22 protein-coding genes are annotated in these 24,712 nt (G+C 67.2%); 11 read left to right on the top strand and 11 right to left on the bottom strand.

Features of this window, described 5'->3' with window-relative positions:
• Nucleotides 1–403: 403 nt before the first annotated feature.
• From dnaK to AX769_RS02460, 6 genes are all read left to right on the top strand, one after another.
• Entirely contained in the window at nucleotides 404–2,269 is a 1,866-nt protein-coding gene (dnaK, locus tag AX769_RS02485; protein ID WP_066275566.1) for a molecular chaperone DnaK, read from the top strand.
• 3 nt (nucleotides 2,270–2,272) lie between these two features.
• The gene (locus tag AX769_RS02480) at nucleotides 2,273–2,866 is read left to right on the top strand and encodes a nucleotide exchange factor GrpE (protein ID WP_082763433.1); all 594 of its coding nucleotides are present in this window, start codon (nucleotides 2,273–2,275) and stop codon (nucleotides 2,864–2,866) included.
• Nucleotides 2,867–2,944: 78 nt separating this feature from the next.
• Nucleotides 2,945–3,961 carry a DnaJ C-terminal domain-containing protein gene (locus AX769_RS02475; RefSeq protein ID WP_066275564.1) on the top strand — a complete coding sequence of 339 codons (1,017 nt, stop codon included), beginning with the start codon at nucleotides 2,945–2,947 and terminating at the stop codon, nucleotides 3,959–3,961.
• Between the two features lie 50 nt (nucleotides 3,962–4,011).
• On the top strand, nucleotides 4,012–4,422 hold the full coding sequence (locus tag AX769_RS02470; protein ID WP_066275563.1) for a heat shock protein transcriptional repressor HspR: 411 nt from the start codon (nucleotides 4,012–4,014) through the stop codon (nucleotides 4,420–4,422).
• A complete protein-coding gene (locus AX769_RS02465; protein WP_239451915.1) occupies nucleotides 4,404–5,228 on the top strand; it encodes an aminoglycoside 3'-phosphotransferase in 825 nt (274 codons plus the stop codon). The genes AX769_RS02470 and AX769_RS02465 overlap by 19 nt, the downstream gene beginning before the upstream one ends.
• Before the next feature lie 63 nt (nucleotides 5,229–5,291).
• Entirely contained in the window at nucleotides 5,292–6,920 is a 1,629-nt protein-coding gene (locus tag AX769_RS02460; RefSeq protein WP_066275561.1) for a glycosyltransferase family 2 protein, read from the top strand.
• Here the strand turns inward: AX769_RS02460 and AX769_RS02455 are convergent.
• Entirely contained in the window at nucleotides 6,917–7,552 is a 636-nt protein-coding gene (locus AX769_RS02455; protein WP_239451914.1) for a GntR family transcriptional regulator, read from the bottom strand. The two genes, AX769_RS02460 and AX769_RS02455, sit on opposite strands and share 4 nt — an antisense overlap.
• 181 nt (nucleotides 7,553–7,733) lie before the next feature.
• On the opposite strand from AX769_RS02455, the gene AX769_RS23590 reads away from it, so the two are divergent.
• The 4 genes from AX769_RS23590 to AX769_RS02435 are packed head-to-tail and all read left to right on the top strand — an operon-like array spanning nucleotide 7,734 to nucleotide 10,363.
• Nucleotides 7,734–7,964 (top strand): helix-turn-helix domain-containing protein, encoded by a 231-nt coding sequence (locus tag AX769_RS23590; protein WP_066275557.1) that lies wholly within the window; start codon nucleotides 7,734–7,736, stop codon nucleotides 7,962–7,964.
• A complete protein-coding gene (locus tag AX769_RS02445) occupies nucleotides 7,961–8,698 on the top strand; it encodes a tyrosine-protein phosphatase (protein WP_066275555.1) in 738 nt (245 codons plus the stop codon). Before AX769_RS23590 ends, AX769_RS02445 begins: the two co-directional genes overlap by 4 nt.
• Nucleotides 8,699–8,745: 47 nt before the next feature.
• Entirely contained in the window at nucleotides 8,746–9,159 is a 414-nt protein-coding gene (locus AX769_RS02440; RefSeq protein ID WP_066275553.1) for a hypothetical protein, read from the top strand.
• Between the two features lie 58 nt (nucleotides 9,160–9,217).
• Complete coding sequence (locus tag AX769_RS02435) at nucleotides 9,218–10,363, top strand: class I SAM-dependent methyltransferase (protein WP_066275549.1); 1,146 nt, start codon at nucleotides 9,218–9,220, stop codon at nucleotides 10,361–10,363.
• On the opposite strand, the gene AX769_RS02430 is transcribed toward AX769_RS02435, so the two are convergent.
• From AX769_RS02430 to AX769_RS02405, 6 genes are all read right to left on the bottom strand, one after another.
• The gene (locus tag AX769_RS02430) at nucleotides 10,338–10,826 is read right to left on the bottom strand and encodes a pilus assembly protein CpaE (protein ID WP_239451913.1); all 489 of its coding nucleotides are present in this window, start codon (nucleotides 10,824–10,826) and stop codon (nucleotides 10,338–10,340) included. The two genes, AX769_RS02435 and AX769_RS02430, sit on opposite strands and share 26 nt — an antisense overlap.
• 81 nt (nucleotides 10,827–10,907) lie before the next feature.
• Nucleotides 10,908–12,830: a hypothetical protein gene (locus tag AX769_RS02425; protein WP_066275547.1), complete on the bottom strand. Its 1,923-nt coding sequence runs from the start codon at nucleotides 12,828–12,830 to the stop codon at nucleotides 10,908–10,910.
• 102 nt (nucleotides 12,831–12,932) lie between these two features.
• Nucleotides 12,933–13,349, bottom strand: coding sequence for a DUF3060 domain-containing protein (locus tag AX769_RS02420; protein ID WP_066275544.1), 417 nt, complete (start codon nucleotides 13,347–13,349; stop codon nucleotides 12,933–12,935).
• A 113-nt stretch (nucleotides 13,350–13,462) separates the two neighbouring features.
• Nucleotides 13,463–15,964: a hypothetical protein gene (locus tag AX769_RS02415; RefSeq protein ID WP_157887407.1), complete on the bottom strand. Its 2,502-nt coding sequence runs from the start codon at nucleotides 15,962–15,964 to the stop codon at nucleotides 13,463–13,465.
• Between the two features lie 330 nt (nucleotides 15,965–16,294).
• Nucleotides 16,295–17,758 carry a hypothetical protein gene (locus AX769_RS02410; RefSeq protein WP_066275539.1) on the bottom strand — a complete coding sequence of 488 codons (1,464 nt, stop codon included), beginning with the start codon at nucleotides 17,756–17,758 and terminating at the stop codon, nucleotides 16,295–16,297.
• 126 nt (nucleotides 17,759–17,884) lie between these two features.
• Nucleotides 17,885–18,232: a hypothetical protein gene (locus AX769_RS02405; protein WP_066275536.1), complete on the bottom strand. Its 348-nt coding sequence runs from the start codon at nucleotides 18,230–18,232 to the stop codon at nucleotides 17,885–17,887.
• Between the two features lie 160 nt (nucleotides 18,233–18,392).
• On the opposite strand from AX769_RS02405, the gene AX769_RS02400 reads away from it, so the two are divergent.
• Nucleotides 18,393–20,576 carry an ATP-dependent Clp protease ATP-binding subunit gene (locus AX769_RS02400; RefSeq protein ID WP_082763431.1) on the top strand — a complete coding sequence of 728 codons (2,184 nt, stop codon included), beginning with the start codon at nucleotides 18,393–18,395 and terminating at the stop codon, nucleotides 20,574–20,576.
• Here the strand turns inward: AX769_RS02400 and AX769_RS02395 are convergent, their stop codons facing one another.
• Genes AX769_RS02395 through AX769_RS02380 form a run of 4 tightly spaced genes read right to left on the bottom strand, consistent with a single transcriptional unit; the run spans nucleotide 20,577 to nucleotide 24,605 of the window.
• Entirely contained in the window at nucleotides 20,577–21,869 is a 1,293-nt protein-coding gene (locus AX769_RS02395) for a nucleotide sugar dehydrogenase (RefSeq protein ID WP_066275534.1), read from the bottom strand. It lies immediately after the preceding gene.
• A complete protein-coding gene (locus AX769_RS02390) occupies nucleotides 21,866–22,891 on the bottom strand; it encodes a Gfo/Idh/MocA family protein (RefSeq protein WP_066275533.1) in 1,026 nt (341 codons plus the stop codon). The genes AX769_RS02395 and AX769_RS02390 overlap by 4 nt, the downstream gene beginning before the upstream one ends.
• The gene (locus AX769_RS02385; RefSeq protein WP_066275531.1) at nucleotides 22,888–23,979 is read right to left on the bottom strand and encodes a DegT/DnrJ/EryC1/StrS aminotransferase family protein; all 1,092 of its coding nucleotides are present in this window, start codon (nucleotides 23,977–23,979) and stop codon (nucleotides 22,888–22,890) included. The genes AX769_RS02390 and AX769_RS02385 overlap by 4 nt, the downstream gene beginning before the upstream one ends.
• On the bottom strand, nucleotides 23,976–24,605 hold the full coding sequence (locus AX769_RS02380) for an acyltransferase (protein ID WP_066275529.1): 630 nt from the start codon (nucleotides 24,603–24,605) through the stop codon (nucleotides 23,976–23,978). The genes AX769_RS02385 and AX769_RS02380 overlap by 4 nt, the downstream gene beginning before the upstream one ends.
• Between the last annotated feature and the right edge of the window lie 107 nt (nucleotides 24,606–24,712).

Here is a 24,712-nt window from a genome sequence, read left to right as displayed (position 1 = left end):
TGCCAACAGTTCTGTCTCTACCGCCGGACGAACTGGGCTGGAAGGCTGACCCTGTCGGACGCGGCCCAGGCCGATGCCGACCTCGATGCCCGAACATCGAGTGCGCCAGAGGGGCTGCCGCCGCACCGCGGGGGGAACGAAGTTCGACCGGTGGGGGCCACGGTCGGCTTCGTCGCGGTCGTGGCAGCTCCAGCTGGTCGGCTGTCCCAGCAGCCGCATGAGCCCGGTCTTCGGACCGGGCTCTTTTGCGTTCCCGCGCCCGAGTGCAGACTTGAGCCCTTCTGGCTCAACTTTCAGCCGATTGACTTGACTCCCACAGCATGACGCGTAAACTTGAGTGCAACGGGCTCAACCCCGTTCCCCCAGTTTTCGCATCAGCAAAGCACGATAGGAGAACAGCCACATGGCACGTGCAGTAGGAATCGACCTCGGTACCACCAACTCGGTGGTCGCGGTCCTCGAGGGCGGCGAGCCCACGGTCATCGCCAACGCCGAGGGCCTCCGCACCACCCCGTCGGTCGTCGCGTTCACGAAGGACGGCGAGGTGCTCGTCGGCGAGACCGCGAAGCGCCAGGCGGTCACGAACGTCGACCGCACCATCGCGAGCGTCAAGCGTCACATCGGCACCGACTGGAAGGTCGAGATCGACGACAAGAAATACACCCCGCAAGAGATCTCGGCCCGCACCCTGGGTAAGCTCAAGCGCGACGCCGAGCAGTACCTCGGCGAAGACGTGACCGACGCGGTCATCACCGTCCCCGCCTACTTCGGCGACGCCGAGCGTCAGGCCACCAAGGAGGCCGGTGAGATCGCGGGCCTCAACGTGCTCCGCATCATCAACGAGCCGACCGCTGCGGCTCTCGCGTACGGCCTCGACAAGGGCAAGGAAGACGAGCTGATCCTGGTCTTCGACCTCGGTGGCGGCACGTTCGACGTGTCCCTCCTCGAGGTGGGCAAAGACGAAGACTTCTCGACCATTCAGGTCCGCTCCACCGCCGGTGACAACCGCCTCGGTGGCGACGACTGGGACAACCGCATCGTCGAGCACCTCATCAAGAAGTTCAAAGACTCCAACGGCGTCGACCTCTCGAACGACAAGATCGCCAAACAGCGCCTCAAGGAGGCCGCCGAGCAGGCCAAGAAAGAGCTGTCGTCGTCCACGTCGACCAGCATCCAGCTGCCGTACCTCACGCTGACCGCCGACGGCCCGCTCAACCTCGACGAGACGATCACCCGCGCTCAGTTCGAGCAGTGGACGTCCGACCTGCTCGACCGCACCAAGAAGCCGTTCAACGACGTCATCAAGGAAGCCGGTGTCAAGGTCGCCGACATCTCGCACGTCGTGCTCGTCGGCGGTTCGACCCGCATGCCCGCCGTGACCGAGGTCGTCAAAGAGCTCACCGGCGGCAAAGAGCCGAACAAGGGCGTCAACCCCGATGAGGTCGTCGCAGTCGGCGCCGCCCTCCAGGCCGGCGTGCTGAAGGGCGAGCGCAAAGACGTCCTGCTCATCGACGTCACCCCGCTGTCGCTCGGCATCGAGACTAAGGGCGGTGCGATGACCAAGCTCATCGACCGCAACACGGCCATCCCGACCAAGCGCTCGGAGACCTTCACCACGGCCGACGACAACCAGCCGTCCGTCGCGATCCAGGTCTTCCAGGGCGAGCGCGAGTTCACCCGCGACAACAAGAACCTCGGCACGTTCGAGCTGACCGGCATCGCGCCGGCTCCTCGCGGCATGCCGCAGATCGAGGTCACCTTCGACATCGACGCCAACGGCATCGTGCACGTGTCGGCCAAAGACAAGGGCACCGGCAAAGAGCAGTCGATGACCATCACCGGTGGTTCGTCGCTCTCGAAGGACGACATCGCTCGCATGGTGCGCGAGGCGGAAGAGAACGCCGCCGACGACAAGGCGCGTCGCGAGGCCAACGAGCAGCGCAACACGGCCGAGCAGATGGTCTATTCGATCGAGAAGCTCCTCAAGGAGAACGACGAGAAGCTGCCTGCCGACGTCAAGAGCGAGGTGCAGGCCGATGTCGACGCACTGAAGTCCGCGCTCGCCGGCGACGACGACTCGGCCATCAAGCCTGCCGTCGACAAGCTGTCCGAGAGCCAGCAGAAGATCGGCACGGCGCTCTACGCGTCCGAGCAGGCCACTGCTTCCGCTCCTGCCGATGGCGCTCCTGCCGCCGACGCCTCGGCCCCGGCCGACGACGAGGACATCGTCGACGCCGAGGTCGTCGACGACGACGACGACAAGAAGTAGTCGATGGCTGACGAAACGAACGGCACCCCCGGAGACGAGCCGATCGAGCCCGAGTCGACGGCGACTCCGTCCGAAGACGGCGGCACGGCCGACGTCGACGGGGCGGAGGAGTTGATCGAGGCCGAGGGCCCCGATGTCGAGCTCAGCGAAGAAGACGAAGCGATTCTCGACCAGGCATCCGTCGACCTCGTGGCCGACATGCGCCAGGACATGCTCCGGGCGCAGGCCGAGTTGGTCAACTTCCGCAAGCGAGTGGAGCGCGACCGCGAGGCCAACCGTGAGGTCGTCATCGCCGAGGTCATCCGTGCGATCCTGCCGGCCCTCGACGATCTCAGCCGTGCCGAGGCGCACGGCGACCTCGAGGAGGGGCCGATGGTCGTCATCGCTCAGAAGCTCCGTGGCGGGTTCGACCGCTTCGGGCTGACCGCCATCGGGGCCAAGGGCGACGTGTTCGACCCGAAGATCCACGAGGCGATCGTGCAGCTGCCGAGCCCCGACGTGACCGTCAACACGGTCGCCGACGTGATCGAGCAGGGCTACGTCCTCGGTGACCGCGTGCTGCGCGCGGCCAAGGTCGCGGTCTCGGTTCCGGCCTAGGCGACAGATCCACCGGCGGCGGGCTCTCCCAGGGGGCCCGCCGTCTCCTACTCTGAGAAAAAAGAAAGGCGGCGCCGCTTGGCAAGCCAGGACTGGTTCGACAAGGACTTCTACGCCGTTCTCGGCGTCTCGAAAGACGTCACGGCGCCTGAGCTCAAGAAGGTCTACCGCAAGCTCGCGCGCAAGTACCACCCCGACTCCAACCCCGGCGATGCCGCGGCCGAGTCGAAGTTCAAGGAGATCAGCGAGGCCAACTCGGTGCTCTCCGACCCCGAGCAGCGCAAAGAGTACGACCAGATCCGGGCCATGGGCTCCGGCGCTCGCTTCACGGCGGGTGCGGGCGGCCAGGGCGGTGGCGGTGGCGGCTTCGAAGACGTTTTCGGCGGCATGTTCGGGCAGGGCGGCGGCAGCGGTCGGCGCTCCGGCGGCTTCCCGGGCGGTGGCGGTGGCGGTGGTGGCGGCTTCGAAGACATTTTCAGCGGCATGTTCGGTGGCGGCGGCTTCGGCCAGACCTCCGGCGGCTATCGCGGCTACGGCGGGCCGACCAAGGGGCGCGACGTCACCGCGACGACCACGCTCGACTTCCTCACCGCTGTCGTCGGCGAGACCATCACTCTCACGCAGTCGCAGGGCAAGCCCATCAAGGTGCGCATCCCCGCCGGTGTGACCGACGGGCAGAAGATCCGTCTGCGCGGCAAGGGTGAGCCGAGCCAGGATGGCGGAGAGACCGGAGACATCGTGCTGACCGTCACGGTGCGCCCTCACCCCGTCTTCGAGCGCGACGGCCTCAACCTGCGCCTCGACGTCCCTGTCACCTTCACCGAGGCCGCGCTCGGGGCGACCATCGAGGTGCCGACCCTCGGCGGCGACCCGGTGCGGCTCCGCGTCGCCCCCGGCACCCCCTCGGGTCGCGTCCTGCGCGTCAAGGGTCGCGGTGTCGCCGCGAAGGAGGGGAAGGGCGACCTGCTCGCCACCGTCCAGGTCGCGGTGCCGTCGCACCTGTCCGACAAGGCTCGCGAAGCTGTCGAGGCTCTCGCTGCGGCCCTCCCCGACGAGAACCCGCGCGCCGAGCTCATCGATCGGGCTCGCCGCTAGCTACAGTTCTGACAATCCACAGCACCACCCGCCCAGTGAGGAGGCAGGCGATGGACGAATACTCCCCGATCTTCGCGATCGCCGTGGCCGCCGAGCTGGCGGGCATGCATCCGCAGACGCTCCGCCAGTACGACCGCCTCGAGCTGGTCGTGCCCACCCGCACCGCCGGCAAGAGCCGCCGGTACTCGATGCGCGACGTCAACCAGTTGCGCGAGATCGCCCGGCTGAGCGGTGAGGGCGTCAGCCTCGAGGGCATCCGCCGCATCCTCGAGCTCGAAGACCACGTGTCGGCGCTGTCGGCCCGGGTCCGCGAGCTCGAGACAGCGCTCGCCGACGAGATGCTCAACCGCCCCGGGTCGCGAGTCTTCGCGGCCGGCTCGACGGGCGGCGTGGTGCCGCTGCCCCACGGCACCCGCCCGCAGCGCCAGACCTCGGTCGTGCTGTGGCATCCGAACCGCTGATCGGCCCTTCGCCGATCGACGGGCCGCTGACCGTGCCGCTGGTCGACGGGCCGCCGGGCGACGGGCTGCTGGTCAGCCAGATCCCGACGGGCCCCGTGCCCGTTCCCGTGCCGATCGCCGAGATCGCAGGATCCGACACGGTTACCCCCGTCTGGCTCAACGAGGTCGGCGGTATCACCTTCCAGCTCGGCGAAGGCCCGTCGCGTCGGTTCGCCAAGTGGGCGCCTCACGGCGTCGGGCTCGACCTCGCCGCCGAAGAGGCCCGGCTCCGGTGGGCCGTCGCATACACCTCGGTGCCGCGAGTCCTCGCCTCCGGCACCGGGCCCGACGCCGACTGGCTCGTGACCGCCGGCGTCCCCGGGCGCAGCGCAGTCGACCCGCGGTGGCGGGCTGAGCCGGTACGCGCCGTCGCAGCGCTCGGTCAGGGGCTGCGGGCCTTCCACGATGCGCTGCCCGTCGAGGCGTGCCCCTTCGACTGGTCGGTCGAGATGCGACTTGCCCGATCCGAGAAGGCGAGGCGTCAGGATCCTGGTCTGCCGCCTGTTCCATCCCTCGACCGACTCGTCGTCTGCCAGGGAGACCCCTGCTCGCCGAACACGCTCATCGCCGACGACGGCGCCTGGTCGGGTCACGTCGACCTCGACGCCCTCGGTGTAGCCGACCGCTGGGCCGACATCGCCGTCGCCACGATGAGCCTCGAGTGGAACTACGGGCTCGGCTGGGATGCGGCCTTCCTCGAGGCCTACGGAATCGAGCCCGATTCCGAGCGGACCTCGTTCTACCGGGCGCTGTGGAACGGCACCTGAGTCGCATGAGATCTCAACCCTCAGGCTGAGGATATGAAATATCGGGTGCCTTAGCATGAGGCTATGAGCAGCCCGAAGCCTCTTCCCTCGCGCACGAGCCGTCGTTCGACGGTCACGGCCACGATGACCGGCCTCGCGTGGCTCGGGCTCGTCGTTGCCGCCGTCGTCGGCCTCCTGTCGGTCCGTGCGCCGCTCGACGGACGCGACTTCGCCGTTGCGATCCCCGTGGGCATCGCCATCGGCACGCTCTGGCTCGGCGGGCTGCGCGCGCTGGTGTTCTATGCGTGTCGGCGGGCGCTTCTCTCTCGCCGGGCCGCCTCGGCGCCCTGCGAGACCGTCAGTACCGCCCGGGTGGCGCTCGTCTGCTGCACCGCCGACGACCTCGACCCGTCGGCCCTCCGTCGCTCGGCCGCGCAGACACACGACGTCGACGTCGTGATCCTCGACGACTCGTCGAGTGATGCCGGGCGCGTGACCGTCGATGAGGTGGCTGCCGAGCTCGGCGCCCTGGTCGTCCGCCGCAATCTGCGCCAGGGCTACAAGGCCGGCAATCTCAACCACTACTTCGCGACCTCGCCGGGTCACGACTTCTTCGCGATCGTCGACAGCGACGAGGTGCTGGCGCCGACGTTCGTCGCGCGCGCCCTCGACCACTTCGCGGCGGACGTGGCCGTCTCGGGCGCTGCTGCCTCCGGCTCGGGCGCGACGGCCTCGGGCGCGACGGCCTCGGGCTTGGTGGCGGCCTCCGATCCGATCGGCGTCGTGCAGGGTCGACACGAGGCGCACGAGGGCGAGACGGCCTTCGTCTCGGAGTTCGGCCCGATGCTCGGCACGCACGTGGCAACGACCCAGGCGGCCCGGTCGCAGTTCGGCTTCTCGATGTTCATGGGCCGAGGCGCCCTCCTGAGCCGCGAGGCGATCATTGCCGCCGGTGGGTTCCCCGAGGTCGTCGCCGAAGACGTCGCGTTCACGATCGCCCTTCGTGAGGCGGGCTACCGGGTCGAGTACGCGCCCGAGATCGTGAGCACCGAAGACTTCCCGGTCGACTATCACGCCTTCAAAAAGCAGCACGGCAAGATGGTTCAGGGCGCGACCGAGCTGTTGCGCGGCTTCGGCCCGACCATTGCGCGCTCGCGCATGGACGCCTCCGAGAAGCTCGACCTCCTGCTCGAGCTCACGATGATTCCGCTCGGGTCGATGCTCGGCGTCGCCCTCTTCGCGGTGTCGCTGGTGACGGCGTCGCTCGGCGCGACGCTCTTTCCGACCTGGGTCGGTCTCGCGCTCGGTCTCAGCGGCGTCGCCGCGCTCCTGCCCGAAGCGGTTCGGCGGACGCGCCGTGGGGCACCGCTGGCCGGCCTCGTCTTCCTCGGCCGTGCCCTCGCGCTCTACGCATCGATGCTCTGGGTCTCGCTCCGATCGATGGCGCGCGTGCTCGTCGGTCGACGTGCCGTGTTCACCATCACGCCGAAGCGGCGGTCGACGGCCGGGTGGCGCGCCACGGTGCTGGCCGAGCTCGTCGTCGCATCTGCAGCCGTCGTGGTGTCGCTTGCCGTCGCAGGATCGATCGCACCGGCGATGACCGCGATCGGTGCGGCGGCTGCCGCCGTTTACCTGACGCGGTTCAGCGCTCGGGGCTCGAGGGCGCCCGTCGCCGCCCCCGAGCGGGCCGCGGCGGCGCGCCGAGCCGTTTAGAGCGCCGAAACGGCCGGCGACGGCAGCTGGTGCAGCGCCTCGGCTGCGAGCTCGGCCTCGATCGCGTCGCCCTCTTCGGTCGCGCGCCGCAGGCGCGAGTAGGCGTCGTCGAGGTTCTCCGCTGTGAAGATCTCGATGATGTTCGGCAGGCGCAGCTTGTAGGCGAGCCCCGCCGTCGTGTCGTGGCAGACCTTCTGCAGCTGCGCGTTGCCGCAGTGGTCGACGAACAGGTCGAAGAACGCGAGAGTGTGCACGTTGAGTGCCAGCGCGTCGCCGCGGGCGACGTCGGCCCGGGCGGCGTCGATGGTGGACAGAATCTGGCGGCGCACCTCGTCGCTCAGATCGGCCACCGCAAGCCGCGCGGCCCCGCCGTAGAGCACCCCGAGCGTCTGCACCACCTCGAGCACTTCGTCGTCGCGGGGGAGGGCGACACGGGTGTACTTGTTCGGCTCGATCTCGATGAAGCCCGCGTGCATCAGGTCGTTGAGCGCCTCGCGGATCGGAGTGCGCGAGCAGCCCAGCCACTCGACCAGCTCGTCGTCGACGAGGCGTTCGCCCGGCTCGAGCGTGCCGTTGAGGATCGCGGCGCGGATCTCTTCGCGAATCTGGTCGCGGAGCAGACGCCGGGGCATGGGCTCTCCTGAGGCGGGAACGGGAACGGGCATGACGTGCGTCCTTTCGTGCCGGGTGGATCGGGCCATCGGCTTCGAGGCATCTGACGGCTCCGTGACGACGAGCTCCACGTTTCCAGAGTGTTGTAATACCTGTCAAGTACGAAACCTAAAACCAAATATTCTGCAATATACTGTCGAAATGAGAGAGCGAGACGAGAAGGCCCGAGCGGCTCTGGGCAGCCGCATCCGCGAGATTCGCCGGGCTGCCGGCATGACCTGTCGAGACGCAGCCACGAGCACAGGCATCGCGCTCGGCAACTACTACCTTCTCGAGCGGGGCGTCGGCAACCCGACGGTGGTGACTCTCGTCCGCGTCGCTCGCGGGCTGGGTGTTCCCGTCTCCGAGCTGCTGAAGGGCGTCGGGGCATGAGTGCGTCTCTGGTGCCTGGCACCGTCAACTTCCGAGACGTCGGCGGCATCCCCGTCGTCGCCACGCCCGAGCGCTGCGGCGGCGTGATCTCCGGGCGACGGCTCTATCGCTCCGACGCCCTCAGCGCCATCGGGCCCGCTGGTCGGTCGCGTCTCATCGACCTCGGGGTGCGCACGATCATCGATCTGCGTGACGCTGCCGAGGTCGCCGCGATGCCCGACGACACGGTCGGGCTAGACATCGAGACCCACCAGTTGCCGATCCTGTCCGGCGCGCTGACATCGCTGGTCTCGATCCCGAGCGTGAGCGTGCTCTACGCCGACCTGATCAACTCCAGTGCGGAAGAGATCGCAGGGGCCCTGCAGCTGATCGTCGACGCGCCGGTGGGCGGTGTGCTCGTGCACTGCACGGCCGGCAAAGATCGCACCGGGGTCGTCGTCGCCGTGGCCCTCCTGGTGACCGGTGCAGATCCTGCCTTCGTCGTCAGCGATTACGCCGCCACCGAAGGGCACCTTCGCGGTGCGTGGGCCTGTCGCATGGAGTCGCGCGCCGTTGCGGCCGGCATCCCACTCTCGCCCGAGCTGCGCACGATGCTCGTCGCGTCGCCACCCGAAGCCATGCGCGAGACGATCGATCGCATGGTGAGCACCAGCGGCTCGGTCGCCGCCTACCTCGAAGGTGCCGGGCTGAGTCTCGACGCTCAGCGCCGTCTCCGCAATCGGCTGCTCGAGTGACGAGACGACCCGACGCGGCCCGGCGAGCGTGCCCTAGGCTCGCGGGTATGAAAAAGCTGACAGGGGTGGTCGGGCAGGCTCTGACGGTCGACGAGCCAGTCGTTCTGACCGGCACGGCTCCGCACGGCATCGTCGTCTGTGACGGCGGCTCCCTCGATCTGCGGGGCGGCGTCGACGACAAGCTCACGATCGAGCCGGGCGGCTACGTCCTGTTGAGCGGCACCTGCCAGGCGCAGGTGTCGATCCACGCGGGCGGCCTTCTCGAGGTCGCAGGTGTCCTCTCCGGCACCATCTCGCGCAACGACGGCGAGCTCTGGGCGATGGCCGGGTCGTGCGTGCAGGGCAGGACGCTCAGCGCTGCCGGCTACTTCGTCGACCGCGACATCGACGCGACCCCGCAAGAAGACGGGCCTCGCTTCCGGCTCACCGGCACGGGCGAGCAGCTCAGCGTCGTGTCGTAGCGTCGGCCGTTCTTCCGCGCTGTCGTCGCTCGGCGTCGCGGCTCCCTAGGCTGGAGTCATGCCCCTCGACTTCGACGCCCTCCGCCGCCGGCCCGACTTCGAGGCGCCCAACCTCGTCGCGGTCGACGCGACCGACCGGCTCCTCCTCGACGAGGCCGTCAATGCCCTCGCCTCCCTCGACACCGGAGAGCTCGTCGTCATCGGCGACCACTACGGCGCGCTCACCCTCGGCGCCGCCTCGCTCCACGGCCTCACCGGCATCCGAGTGCACCAGGACGCCCTCGTGGCCGAGCAGGCCCTCGCCCTAAACGCCGCCGATGCGGGCTTGTCCAACGTCTTCACGAGCCACGCCCTGGACGAGTCGCTGGTCACCGACGCCCGCGTGGTGCTCCTCCAGCTGCCTCGCTCGCTCGCCGCCCTCGACGAAATCGTCGGCCTCGTCGCCCGCCACGCGCACCCCGAGGTCGCGATTTTCGCCGGGGGCCGCCTCAAACACATGACGATCGCCATGAACGACGTGCTCGCCGAGCACTTCGGGGTCGTCTACGCCGGTCTCGCGCGGCAGAAGTCGCGGGTGCTCACGGCGTCCGAGCCGGTTCAACCGCCGATCGACTCGCCGTGGCCGCGCACGCAGCGCCACGACGACCTCGGTCTGCCGGGCGGCCCGAGCATCACGGTGGCGTCGTACGGCGCGACATTCGCGGGCTCGAAGGTCGACATCGGCACGCGCGCCCTCCTCGAGGCGCTGCCACAGGCGCTGTCCGATGCCGCGGTCATCGTCGACCTGGGCTGCGGCTCGGGTGTCCTCGCGACGGCCGCCGCGCTGGCTCGGCCTGCGGCGCGGGTCATCGCCTCCGACCAGTCGGCGGCGGCGGTCGCCTCGACCCGCGCCACAGCCGACCTCAGCGGGGTGGGCGACCGGGTGACCGTGGTGCGTGACGATGCGCTGTCGTCGCAAGCCGCAGGATCCTGCGACCTGGTCTTGTTGAACCCGCCCTTCCATGTCGACGCGGCGGTCGAGCCGGGGGTGGCCCTCAAGCTGTTCGAGGGCGCCGCGCGGGTGCTGCGCCCGGGCGGAGAGCTCTGGACTGTCTACAACTCCCACCTGAAGCACCGCGACACGCTGTCGGCCGTGGTGGGGGAGACGACTCAGGTGACGCGCAACCCGAAGTTCACGGTCACGCGGTCGGTGCGCCGGGGCTGAGCTCGGCGCCGGCGGGGCTGCCGGCCTCACCCTCGGCGTCGAGGTCGCCGATGTGCAGGCTGGCCGTGATGTAGGCCAGCAGCGCGTCGCCGTAGGCATTCTCGGCGTCGTCGTTGCGGTAGCTGCCGTTCCGAGTCTCGATCACGTAGTTCGCGCCGGTGCCCGTGCCGTCGTCGTCTCTCGTGAGCGACCGGAAGTCGGGGCCGAGGAGCGCGCGCATCTGGTCTTCGCGCGGCAGCCAGAGGGAGTCGTCGGCCTCGACCGAGTCGAGCGCCCACTCGGTGGTGCCGTTGAAGCCGAGCACGGTCGTGCCCGAGTAATCGTGGGCCTCGATCGTCATCTCGCTGATCGTGAAGACCTCTTCGGCGAACTCGTCGCCGTCGATCACGAACCGGTCGCCGGTGGCGGGGTGCCAGCGGAGGCCGGCTTCACGGAGGTTTCGGGCGAGAGCGACGTCGATCATCAGTTCATTCTGCCCGCAATGCACGAGCGCCGGTCACCCTTCGAGGTGACCGGCGCTCGCAGAGGTGGGACGTGCTGAGCCCTACGCCTTGGGGGCGAAGTTGCCGAGAGTGAACTTCGCTTCGGTCGGCTTGCCCTTGTCTTGAATGAACGTGAGCTTCCAGACGGACGTGCCCATGTTGGCGCGGGTCCACTCCCAGTCGCCGTCTTTCGAAACGGGGATATCTTTGGCGATCTCCGTGCCAGCAGCGTTTTGAATCGTCAGTGCCGAGTCGACCGCAGCCTTTCCGCGGAACGTGAACGAGGTGTTGGCGGTGTAGCCGGCTTTGGGGTCGGCGGGGTTCGTGACGGAGACGGGGCTCGCAGGGGCGGGGTGGCCGGCGAAGCCACGGAGGGTGGTTTTCTGTTCGGTGGGGAGGCCGCTGTCTTGGATGAAGTCGAGGCTGTAGACGGAGGTGCGCATGTTGGCGCGGGTCCACTCCCACGTGCCTTCGCTGGTGACGGGGATGTCGTCGGCGAGGACTGTGCCGGCGGTGTTCTTGACGGTGATCGTCTTGCCGGGGGTGCCGGTGCCCGCGAAGGTGAAGGCCTGGTTCTCGACGTAGCCGTCGGAGGCCTTGGCCGGGTTCGTCAGGGTGACGGGGCTTACGGGGGCGGGGTGGCCGGCGAAGCCACGGAGGGTGGTTTTCTGTTCGGTGGGGAGGCCGCTGTCTTGGATGAAGTCGAGGTTGTAGACGGAGGTGCGCATGTTGGCGCGGGTCCACTCCCACGTGCCTTCGCTGGTGACGGGGATGTCGTCGGCGAGGACTGTGCCGGCGGTGTTCTTGACGGTGATCGTCTTGCCGGGGGTGCCGGTGCCCGCGAAGGTGAAGGCCTGGTTCTCGACGTAGCCGTCGGAGGCCTTGGCCGGGTTCGTCAGGGTGACGGTCGGTGCCGGAACGGCCCCGGGCTTGAAGTCGAGCAGCTCCGTGGACTTCTCGGTGGGTGAACCCTCGTCTTGGATGAACTTCAGGCTGTAGGCGGAAGTGCCCATGTTGGCACGCGTCCACTTCCATTCTCCCTGGCCGTCCACTTCGATGTTCTGAGCGAGCAGCGTGCCCTTGGCATTACGAACCGTCACCTTCGAGCCCTTCTCACCCGTACCCGCGAAAGTGAAGGCTTGGTTGGCGGCGTATCCGTCGGAGGCCTTGGCCGGGTTCGTCAGGACGAGGGGCGCGACTTCGGCTTCGTCGTCGAGCGCCACGTTCACCTTGTCGACCTGGTCTTCGCCGAGCTTCTGTTCGAGCTCGACGCTCTTCGTGCCGGCCGTGATGCCGGAGACGGAGATGACGAATTCGCCGAGGGTGCCGGTGGCCGAGAACGAGTCGCCGGCGTACACGCGGGCGTCGGGGTAGAAGACGCTGCTTGACGCCGAACCGGAGATGACGGCCGTGCCAGTGGCTGCGTCGTACGAGTCGAGATTCGCGACGAGTGTGGTGGGGCTGTCGCCGCGAGTGCTGCCGGCCACGACATAGCGGGCTTCGTCGGTCAGCGCGAGGTGGTCGAGGGTGTCGTCGAAGCCGAGGTATCCACCGGCGTGATTCTCGACCGTGCCGTCGTCGGAGACGTCGAACTGGTGGTCGGGCTCGATGATCGACCCCCCGTCTTCGTCGTAGCCGATGCCTCCGGGCTCGCTCTTGTCTGCGTGCAGGTCGTATCCCTCGATGAGGCCAGACATCGGCTGGTCGTCTTCGCCGACGCGAGGCACGTCGAAGAAGTCGCCGCCCGCTTTCTGCTCGGCCTCGGCAAGCGTTGCGGTGCGGGTGCCGTGGAGTTGCGCGTCGATGGCGACGTACTTGTCGGTGCCTGCGGGGGCTTTGGTGTCTTCGAGCACCATGCGAGTGAAGGTATTGGGGAGATCGAGACCGGGCGCGGCCTGCGCGCTCGAAGCGGTACAAATCACACCGAGCCCGAGGCTGGCGGCCACGGCCACGGCGATTGCGGCAGCGCGGGAGGGGATGGTCATTTCATCGTTCTTTCGGTTGGTGGGTCGTTCGTACGTGAAATGTAACATAAATAAAGCAGGCCGAACCTGTGGGGTTCGGCCTGCTGTGACGGGTGCGAGCTGTTACTTGCCGGATGCGGCGTTGCCGGTTCCGTCGCCGACGAGCTTCGGAGCTGCGCCTTTGTAGGTGACCTTGTTGTCGTTTGCGGACTGGTCGAGCGTGCCGATGGTTCCGGCGTCGATGGTGTTGCCGTTGCCCATGAGGCTGAGGGTCTTCACGTCACCGACATGCAGGGTTCCCTTGTCGCCGATCACGATGACGGTGTCGCATTTGTCTTTCAGCGTCTTGGACGCGCCGTTGCCGAGGTCCATGTAGGCGATTCCGTCGACGCAGACGTCGTCGGGTTGGCCTTTGGAAGCATCGTTCTTGGCTGTCGGCGTGGTCGTGGGTTTGGTGTCGGTCTTGTCGGTCGTGCAGCCGGCGAGAACGCCCGTGAGGGCGATTACGGCGGCAAGGCCGACGATGATCTTCTGGCGCATCGTGTGGTCTTTCGGGGTCTGTGGGTGGAAGGGGTGGTGGCGGGCGGCTTGTGGCCGCCCGCCACGGGGTGCGCGCGCGTCTGGGGACGGCGCCGCGCGGTGCGGGTGTCGTGTTACGGGCGGGGTGCGAAGTCACCGAGCACGGTGGAGTGCTCGTTCGCGGTGCCCTTGTTCTCGACGAACGTGAGCTTCCAGACGGAGGTGCCCATGTTGGCGCGCGTCAAGCTCCAGTCACCGGTCGAGCTGACGGGGATGTTCTTCGCGATCTCGGTGCCGGCGAAGTTCTGGATCGTGAGGGTCGAGCTGGGGGTCGCCTTGCCGCGGAAGGTGAAGGCGGTGTTGCGCACGTAGCCGTCGGCCGGGTTCGCCGGGTTCGTGACGGTCACGACGGGTGCCGGGGTGGCGTTCGGGGCGAAGCCGCGGATCGTGGCCTTCTTCTCGGTCGCGGTGCCCTCGTCCTGGATGAAGTCGAGGTTGTAGGTCGAGGTGCGCATGTTGGCGCGGGTCCACTCCCACTGGCCCTGACCGTTCACCGTGATGTCCTGGGCGAGGATCGTGCCGGCCGTGTTGCGGACGGTGATCTTCTTGCCGGTCGTGCCGGTGCCCTTGAACGTGAATGCCGCGTTGGCGGTGTAGCCGTCGGTGACCTTTGCGGGGTTCGTGACGGTCACCACGGGGGCGGGGGCGGCGTTGGGCTTGAAGTCGCGCAGGGTTGCGGTCTTCTCATCGGCCTGACCTTCGTTCTGGATGAAGTTCAGCTGGTAGGTGGAGGTGCGCATGTTGGCGCGTGTCCACTCCCACTCGCCCTTGTCGCTGACCTTGATGTCCTGGGCGAGGATCGTGCCGGCCGTGTTGCGAATGGTGATCGAGGCGCCCGGCTTGCCCGCGCCGGCGAAGGTGAACGCCGCGTCGGGGGTGTAGCCGACCGCGGCGTTGGCCGGGTTGGTGAGCTTCACATCGATGTCGACCGGCGGCGTCTGACCCTTATTGACGGTGACGGTGTCTTCGGTGGTCAGGTTGCCCTTCGAGTGCTGCTTGACCGTGTAGACGTGCTCGACACCACCCGAGACCTTTTCGACGAGGGCCGACCAGGAGTTGTTGTTGATGCCCTTGGTCGTGGCGACGGGCTTGTCGTTGCCCTTCTCGAAGATCTCGATGTCGGCGAACTGCTGGCCGTCGCCGCGGAACGGGAGGTCGCCGCCGGCGAACTCGCTGTTGTCACGGGGCGCCGTGATGTCGACCTCGTCACCGTAGTTGAGGGTGACGTCGGTGGAGCCCGCATCGCTGCCGTTGATCGACTGGCTGACATCGAAGCCCTGGCGGCCTGCGCCCGGAGCGGTGACCGGGGCGGTCCAGCTGCCGTTCCTGGGGTCGGCGGTGGTCGTGGTGACCTTGCCGGTCTCCTCGGCGACGATGGTGATCTTCGCATTCTTCTCGGCGGTGCCCGAGAGGACCGCGTCGAAGCCGTTGCCGCGGTCATCGAAGTTCGCGTTCACGGTCAGCCTCGCCGTGGTGAGCATCACCTTCGCGTCGAAGTCGCCGCCGATCTGCTTGCCGCCGTCGAACTGCTGCACGGTGACGTCGTTGTTGCCGAGGGACAGGCCCTCGAACGTGACGGTCTTCTTGCCCTTCTCATTGAGCGTGGCCGCCTTGCCCTGGTAATTGATCGTCAGGCCGGGGGTGCCGGTGATCTCGACCTCGGCGGTGCCCTGCACGATGCTCGTCGACTCGACCGAGGTGCTCAGCGGTGTGGTCTTCACGTCGACGGTGAACTCCGAGGTGCCGAGCGATTCGTCCTCTTCGTCGAACTGCTCCATCGTGAATTTGTTCGCACCGAGAGCGAGGTTCTTCACGTTCATGGTCCACTCGCCCGTCTCGGGGTCCGCGGTCGCGGTCTTCTCCCTGCCGGTAGCGTCCTTCACGACTATCGTCGCGCCCGGAATCGCGTGCCCCTCGATGACTGCAGCTCGGTTGTACACATCAATGCTCGCTGCCGTGGCCGAAAGGATGAGGAGGTGGGCCTGAGTATGCCCGCCAGTGGAGGGCAGTTCATAGAGCAACGCGTGCTCGCCACCACCTGCGTCGGACTGGGATTGTTCCGCGAGACCAAAGCTCGAGCTGGGATAGCCCCAGCGGTTGGTAAGCGCGCCGTCATTCGACACGGTCCAATCGTCCGCGGCTTGCCCGGCGGCGGCCGAGCAGTTCACCCATACCGCGAGGCCGAACCAGTGGCCGCTACCGGGGCCTCCAGTAACACCCTGAGCGGGTTTAAGGCACTGAGTCCCGTCGGCATTGAAGATGTAGCCAGTCGTGCCGGGTAGAGGCAGCTGCACGTCGCTTGCGAATGTGATGGCGTCTGCCAGCGAGCCGGCCTTGGACCGGTCCGTACCGTAATTGTTACCGTTTTCGGTCAATGGGCGGATGCCCCAGGCCCTTCCGTCGCCGTTCGTTGCCACAAACGGGGTGAGAACGTGGCCCGGCGAAACTTTGGCAGCAGTGGCCTTAGGCGTCGCCGCGGCCGTGGGGGCGGCGTTGGCCGCAGCCCCGAGGGAGAGCGATGACGCGAGGGTCAGCGCGGCGAGGCCGAATGCGGCCCCGGTCTTTGCGATGTTCATGGAGGGTTTTTTGTCTTTCTGGTCGGCTCAAACACGAGCGAAGAGAATGGATTTATAAATATTAGCATTGAAATATCAATTCAACAAGAAAAGCATTTTCGGCGCGCAAGAACGCCAGCCACTCAGCAGTGGCTGGCGTTCTTTTCGTGCGGCTTGTCGGCTCAGCGCGGCCTTCGGGAGGCTAGGGCCTGGGTGCGAAATCGCCGAGAGTCACGCGGTGCTCGTCAGCGCCGTTCTTATCTTGCACGAAGGTCAATTTCCAGATGCTCGTGCCCATGTTGGCGCGGGTCCATGACCAGTCGCCGGTGGTGCTGACTGCGATGTCCTTCGCTACGACGGTGCCCTGGCTGTTCTCGATCGTGATCGTCGAACTCGGGGGGCTTTGCCTCGGAAGGTGAAGGAGGTGTTCGCCACGTAGCCGACAGAAGGATCAGCCGGGTTGGTCACCGTGATGACGGGGGAGGGCGTCGCATTCGGCCCGAAGCCGCGGATCGAAGCCGTCTGGGTGTTGGCCGTGCCCTTATCTTGGATGAAGTCCAGGTTGTAGACCGACGTGCGCATGTTCGGTCGCAGCCACTCCCACTCGCCGTTCGACTGGACGACGACGTTGTTTGCCAAGACGGTCCCCTGGATGTTTTGAATCGTGATGACGTGACCCGGGGTTCCTGTGCCGCGGAAGGTGAACGGCGCGTTGGCGATGTAACCGAGTTTGGGGTCGGCGGGCGAGGTCACGGTGACGGCCGAGGTCCGCTTCACCGTGACATGATCTTCCGTCTTCACGCCACCGGGTGCCGTCTGCTCGACGGTGTAAGTGTGTGTGCCGACGGCGATTCCGGCGAGGTTGGTGCCCCAGGATGCGCCGACGACCGTGCCCTGGAAGAGCGGGGTCGACCCTTCGCGAATCACGACCGCTGCCTTGTTGGCACCAGTGCCCGCGATTCGCAGAGTGGAAGACTGGATGTCCGTCTCGGTCGGCGCAGTGATCTTGACGGGCGCACCGAAGTCGACGGTCGTCGTCACGGTCGTGGTCTCCGCACCGACGGTCTGCTCGACCACGAGGTCGTGTGATCCTGAGCCGATGCTCGTCGGCAGCGCAAGGGACCACTTGCCGCCAGTGACCTCGATCGGCCCGGCGACGTTCGCGCCAGCGGCTCTCACGACGATGCTGCCACCGTCGACACCCGTGCCTGAAATCGTTGCGGGACGAGTCACGTCGGCGTCGAACGACACGGCGGCTGTCAGGGGTGCGCCGGTCGACTTGATCGACGTGTCGATCGGGCCCAAGCGGGAATCGGTGAACGAACCGGAGGCATCGACGACATCGGTGGAATACGCCGAGGGGACGTCGATGCGAGCCATGAATCCGAGGGAACCGGGAGTGAGCTGACCACCGTTCGTCGTCGTGAGCCGGCACTGCAACCTGGTGTTCGAATCGAGGCGCACGCAGTCTTTCACCTGATGATAGGTGGCGGGCAACTGGGACCAGTTTCCGACTGCATAGGGGTCGGTTCCGGCCTTGTATGTCCACAGCGAGGTCGTGAGGGAGTCCAAGGTGCCGAATGTCGTCCCGAGGGGTGCGTTCATCGTCGCGACAGTGTCGACGTTGCCGACCGGTGTGCTGAAGGAGAAGACGAACGGGACGATATTGCTTCTACCCGGCGCGACGTCGAAGCTCTGTGTGTCGGCTGCGCGAGGGGCCGGATCTGTGACGGCGCCTGCGGGCGCGGATACCGCCAGTGAGGCGATGGTGGCCGTGACGGCAACTGCAGTCAGGGTGGAGAGATGTTTACGCATGAAACCTACCTGGATTGATTATGTGAAACGTTACAGATGAACAGTACATGTCGGTGGGTTGCTTTGCCAGACGCACATTGCTCGTGGTCGGTGGGGATCAGTTTTTCGGTGCGAAGTCGCCGAGCGTCACGGAGTGCTCGTCGACTTCCCCTCGTTCTGGATGAATAAGAGCTTCCAGACCGACGTGCGCATGTTGCTTCGTGTCCCTTCCCACGCCCCCTCGGGGCTCACCCGGATCCCGCTGGCGAGACGGGTGCCCTTGAAGTTCCAGAGCGTGAGCGTCGAGCCGGGCGTGGCCGTTGCGCTGAAGGTCGTGGTGGTGCCGGATGTGGTCGCGCGGACATTCGACGGCGGCGTCGTGGCCACTGGAGACGCCGAGGCAAGAGCGGCAGCGTCGGTTCGGCCGCCGCCGAGCAGGATGATCAGGGCAGTGGCTGCGGCGGCGAGAAGTGGTCGTAGCGGTATGGGGGTCATGGGTCGAACTCCGAAGAACGTCGGGGGTGAGCAGTACGGTCTGTTGGACACCGCATTAAAAATGCCACATTTCAAAACCGTTTGACGCTCATGTCTGGCTCTTCACTCCCGATGGAGGTAAACTTGAGTCGGATCAACTCAAGTTTGTGAAAGGACCTCAATGGCCAACATGCAGGGCGCGCCGGCCTCCGACGAGAAGCAGAAGAGCGCTCTCGAGCAATACGGCGTCGACCTGACGGCGATCGCCGCCAGTGGCAAGCTCGACCCCGTGATCGGGCGGGATACCGAGATTCGGCGGGTCAGTCAGGTGCTGACGCGCCGCACGAAGAACAATCCGGTGCTCATCGGTGAGCCGGGTGTCGGCAAGACCGCGGTCGTCGAGGGGCTCGCTCAGCGCATCGTGGCGGGCGACGTCGCCGACTCGCTCAAAGGCAAGCGTCTGATCAGCCTCGACATGTCGGCGCTCGTCGCCGGCGCGATGTACCGCGGGCAGTTCGAGGAGCGGCTCAAGGCCGTCCTCAAAGAGATCACCGAGTCGGACGGCCAGGTGATCACCTTCATCGACGAGCTCCACACCCTCATGGGCGCGGGCGGGGGCGAGGGGTCGGTTGCGGCCGCCAACATGCTCAAACCGATGCTCGCCCGAGGTGAGCTCCGCCTGATCGGCGCGACCACCCTCGACGAATACCGCCAGTACATCGAAAAAGACGCAGCCCTCGAGCGGCGATTCCAGCAGGTCTACGTGGGCGAGCCGAGCGTCGAAGACACGATCGCGATTCTGCGCGGTCTGAAAGAGCGCTATGAGGCACACCACGGTGTCACGATCGCCGACTCGGCACTCGTCGCCGCGGCATCCCTCAGCAATCGGTACATCCCCGCACGTCAACTGCCCGACAAGGCGATAGACCTCATCGACGAGGCCGGCAGTCGGCTCAAGATGGAGATCGACTCGTCGCCGATCGAGCTCGACGAGCTCTACCGCTCGCTTGCGCGCATGCAGGTCGAAGAGCTCGCGCTCAAGAAAGAGAAGGACCCCGCATCGCAGGCGCGGCTCGAGGCCCTGCGTGCCGAAATGACTGTTCGCCAGCAAGAGTATGCCGACCTCAACCGGCGCTGGCAGGCGGAGAAGGCGGCGCTCCAGGGTGTCGGCGAGCTCAAGGGCAAGCTGAACGAGGCTCGTATCGACCTCGACCGCGCCATGCGCGAAGGCCGCTACCAAGACGCGTCGAAGATCAACTACGAGACCATCCCCGAGATCGAGAAGAGTCTCGCCGAGGCCGAGCGCATCGAGTCGTCCGGCGACCGCATGGTCAACGATTCTGTCACGGACGCCGACATCGCCGAGGTCGTCGCGGCCTGGACGGGCATCCCGGTCGGCCGGCTCATGGCCGGCGAGACCGAGAAGCTCCTCAACCTCGAGAACGAGCTCGGGCGGAGGATCATCGGTCAGCGCGAAGCCGTCACCGCGGTGAGCGAAGCCGTTCGACGCACCCGCGCGGGCATCTCTGATCCTGACCGGCCCACCGGGTCGTTCCTCTTCCTGGGCCCGACCGGCGTCGGGAAGACCGAGCTGGCCCGTGCTCTCGCGGAGTTCCTCTTCGACGACGAGAAGGCGATGATCCGCATCGACATGTCGGAGTACGGCGAGGCGCACACCGTGTCGCGCCTCGTCGGCGCCCCTCCCGGCTATGTCGGCTACGAGGCCGGCGGTCAGCTGACCGAGGCCGTCAGGCGCCGGCCCTACAGTGTCGTGCTGCTCGACGAGGTCGAGAAGGCGCATCCCGATGTCTTCGACATCCTGCTGCAGGTGCTCGACGACGGGCGCCTGACCGACGGCCAGGGACGCACCGTCGATTTCCGCAACGTGATCCTGGTGCTCACCTCGAACATCGGCAGCCAGTTCTTGGTCGACCCGTCGCTGACCCAGCCGCAGAAAGAAGAGGCAGTGCAAGCGATGCTGCGCCAGGCGTTCAAGCCCGAGTTCTTGAACCGGCTCGATGACATCGTGCTCTTCTCGACCCTGTCGCAAGACGATCTCGGCCAGATCGTGTCGCTCTACGTCGACAGGCTTGCTCGCAGGCTCACTGACCGACGGCTCGAACTGGCGGTGACGCCGGATGCGAGGGCCTGGCTCGGCGAGCGCGGTTACGACCCGATCTACGGGGCTCGCCCCCTGCGGAGACTCATGCAGCGACAGATCGACGACAACCTGGCACGCGCCATCCTCGACGGGTCGATCGCTGACGGCGACACCGTGCTCGTCGACGTGGCGCCCGACGGGCAGTCGCTTGCCGTCTCGAAGCAGGCCGAGGTCGACCTCTCGGAAGACCTGAGCCAGGGCTAGTCAGGCACCTCTGCCGATGGCGGTATAGGCGGCCGGTGCCCAGGCGGCGGGGTCCAGCACGCGCCGACCGTCGACGATCGTTGCGAGACCGTCGACATCGGTAGCGCTCCAGCCGAGATAGTCGACGTGGTCGGCCTGCAGGATCGCGGCGTCGGCCGCGTCGCCTCGGTGAAACGGAGTGAACCCGAGCGCCGCGAGTTCGTCGTCGTCGTAGAGGGGATCGTGAACGAGGGGGACCGCGCCGAGGGCCTCGACAGCGCGAACTGTGTCGAACACGCCCGAGAAGGCGGTCTCCTTGACCCCGCCCCGGTAAGCGGCGCCCAGGATCGCCACGGTCTTGCCGGCAATGTCGGGCTGGAGCGCAGCGAGCAGGGTTACGGCATGGTCGGGCATCGACGCGTTCCGCGCCCGGGCAGCGCGGACGATGGTCGCCTCGGGGTCGTTCCAGAGATAGAGCCGCGGGTACACAGGGATGCAGTGGCCGCCCACGGCGATGCCGGGCGTGTGGATGTGGCTGTAGGGCTGGGAGTTGCAGGCTTCGATGACGGACGCGACATCGATCCTGCTCTTCTCGGCGAAGCGCGCGAGCTCGTTGGCAAGCCCGATGTTCACGTCGCGGTAGGTGGTCTCGGCGAGCTTGGCCATCTCTGCCGCCTCGGCCGAGCCGAGATCCCAGACCCCGTTGGCTCTGACGAGATCGGGGCGGTCGTTGAACTCCAGAACACTCTCGTAGAAGTGGCGGGCCGCTCGGGCGCCCGCGCCGGACAGGGCACCGACGAGCTTCGGATAGCGACGCAGGTCGGCGAATACTCGGCCGGTCAGGACACGCTCGGGTGAGAATGCGACGTGGAAGTCGTGTCCCTCGACCAAGCCGCTGACCTGCTCGAGCAGCGGCTTCCAGCGGCTTCGGGTCGTGCCGACGGGCAACGTGGTCTCGTAGGCGACGAGTGTGCCCGCGGTGAGGTGTTCGCCGATCGACCGCGTCGCCGCGTCCATCCAGCCGAAGTCGGGTCGCGCTTCGTCGTCGACGAAGAGAGGGACGACGACCACGACGACGTCGGCAGAGGGGATCGCCGTCTCGTAGGAAGTCGTGGCGCTGAGTCGGCCGGTCGCGACGACATCGCGCAGCGCCACGTCCAGGCCGGCCTCGCCGGGGAAGGGCTCGATGCCGGAGTTGACGAGGTCGACGACGCGAGACGAGATGTCGACGCCGGTGACGTCGTGGCCCCGGAGGGCGTACTGGGCGGCAAGCGGCAGACCGATCTTTCCGAGACCGACGACGGTGATGTTCATGGAGTTGCTCCGATCGGGGTGGAGAGGAGAGTTCGAGGATCGACGACCTGATGGGTGTCGGCCGACTGGATGGCAGCCTCCGCCACGAGGAGGGTCTGAAGACCGTCGCGAAGGGACACTGTCCGGTCGATGCCTCCCAGGATCGCGTCGCGGAAGGCTTCGTGTTCAAGGACGAGCGGCTCGCGCTTCTCGAGGGCGAAGCGGGTGACGTTGCCCTCGGCGACGCCGCGGAATGCCGACACGGCGTCCCATGTGGTCGCGATCGTCGCGTTCTCGAAGAACGTGAGGTCGGCCGTCAGGGTATCGGCGACGAACGTGCCGCGCGTGCCCGTGACGATCGTCTGGCGCTCTTTGAATGGCGACAGCCAGTTGACGAGGTGGTTCGTCACCGTGCCATCGGCGAGACGGCCGGAGAAGGCGACGAGGTCTTCGTGCGGCCGGCCGCTCTTGTGCGCGCACTGACCGAAGACGCTGGTGAATTGGCTCTGGCAGAGCCAGGCCGTCAGGTCGATATCGTGGGTCGCGAGGTCTTTGACCACACCCACGTCGGCGATCCGGGAGGGGAAGGGGCCTTGCCGACGTGTCGCGACCTGGTAGACGTCGCCGAGATCGCCGTTCGCCAGTCGACTGCGGAGGGACTGCAGGGCCGGGTTGAAGCGCTCGATGTGGCCCACCGCACCGACGAGCCCTCGCGATTCGAAGGCGTCGGCCAGTCGGCGACCGCCTTCGAGTGACCCCGCGACCGGCTTCTCGATCAGTGCGTGGATGCCGGCTTCGGCCAGCGCAAGCCCGACCTGCTCGTGGAACGCGGTCGGCACCGCCACCGCTGCCATGTCGATGCCCTGGTCGATCAGGCCCTGAAGGCTGTCGTGGAAAGTGGAGGTGCCGGCCACGCCGTGCGGATCGCCGGCCGGGTCGGCGACCCCGACGAGGTCGACCCCGCCGATCTGCCGGAGGACGCGCGCGTGGTGACGGCCCATCATCCCGGCGCCGATCAGCCCGGCCCGAAGCGCGACGCTCATCGGCCGGCCTCGGCCACATGCTCGACGGCCGTGACGATCCGCTCGAGGTCGTCGCGGGACAGAGAGGGGTGGACGGGCAGGGAGAGCACCTCGGCGGCCGCCGCCTCGGTGTGCGGCAGGTCGAGAGAGAGCGCGAACGACGGCAGTCGGTGGACAGGCGTGGGGTAATAGGCTCCCGAGCCGATACCGTGCTCGTGTGCGAGGGCGGCAGCGAAGCCTTCGCGGTCGTCGGGGATGCGGACGGTGAACTGGTGCCAGACGTGCTCTGCCTCGGCAGCCGTCTTGGGCGCTTCGACGCTTCGGAGCTCGGAGGCGAGGAACGCGGCGTTGGCTCGTCGCTTCGTCGTCCACCCGTGCACCTTCTGCAGCTGCACCCGGCCGATCGCGGCGTGGAGCTCGGTCATCCGGACATTGAAACCGACGATCTCGTTGGCGTATCGAGTCTCCATGCCCTGATTGCGGAGAAGTCGCAGGTGGCGCTCGCCGTCGGCGTGAGACACGGTGATCATGCCGCCCTCGCCCGCCGTCATGTTCTTGGTCGGGTAGAAGCTGAAGGCGCCGACGTCGCCGAACGTGCCGACGCGACGGCTGTTCCATGTCGCCCCGTGGGCTTGTGCCGCGTCTTCGACGATCGCGAGGTCGTGCCGACCGGCGATCGAGGTCAGGGCCGTCATGTCGGCCGGGTGACCGTAGAGGTGCACTGGCATGATCGCCCTCGTGCGCGGGGTGACGGCGGTCTCGACCGAGGAGGGGTCGATGCAGTAGTGCTGGGGCTCGATGTCGACGAAGACCGGTGTCGCGCCGACGAGCCGTACGGCGTTCGCTGTGGCGGCGAACGTGAAGGAGGGGACGATGACCTCGTCACCCTCGCCGATGCCGCAGGCGAGCAGGCCCAGGTGGAGTGCGGAGGTGCCCGAGTTGACGGCGACCGATGGTCGGCCGTCGGAGAGCGCGGCTGAGACTTCGCTTTCGAAGGCGGCGACTTCGGGGCCCTGAGCGAGCCTGCCGGACGCGAGAACGGCGTCGACGGCCCGTCGTTCGTCGTCGCCGATCATCGGGCGGGCAGCGGGGATGAATGCCGGGCTCATCGCACGACCTCCTCGAGCCGTCCGTTGAAGACTTCGTATCGAGCGCCGGTGGCGGGGCAGATGAGAGTCCCGGTGTCGTCTGGCGAGAGGCGGACCCCCGCGCGGCCGACCCAGCCGATCTGGTGCGCGGGGGTTCCGACGACGAGCGCGAAGTCGGGCACGTCTCGGGTGACGACGGCGCCCGCGGCGATCATGGCCCAGCGGCCGACTGTCACGGGAGCGACGCAGACGGCACCGGCTCCCACGGACGCACCGTCGCGGACGGTCACACCGACGGCGTCCCAGTCCGACGCGGTCTTGAGTTCGCCGTCGGGGGAGATGGCTCGAGGCGCACGGTCGTTGGTGAGCACGGCGCCGGGGCCGATGAAGACGCCCTCGCCGAGCGTGGCGGGCTCGTAGACCTGCGCCGCGTTCTGAATCTTTGAGCGGCTTCCGACGACCACACCAGTGCCGATGTAGGCGCCACGACCGATGATGCAGTCGACGCCGACCTCGGCTCCTTCGCGGATCTGGGCAAGATGCCAGACGCGTGATCCGGAGCCGACGGTGGCGTCCGCGGACACGTCAGCACTCTGGTCGAGGGTCGCGAGCTGGGGGCGGGTAACGGGCGGGTTGATGACCGGCATCGAAATTCTCCTGCTTCGATTGGGCTGCGCTTTTGCGCTTCATCACCATACGACATTTAAAATACAAATGGAAGAGGAGAATGCATCGAGAATGAAAAAACGTCACC

The organism is Frondihabitans sp. PAMC 28766, assembly GCF_001577365.1.
Lineage (GTDB): Bacteria > Actinomycetota > Actinomycetes > Actinomycetales > Microbacteriaceae > Frondihabitans.
This window is presented reverse-complemented; position numbering and strand designations above follow the sequence as displayed.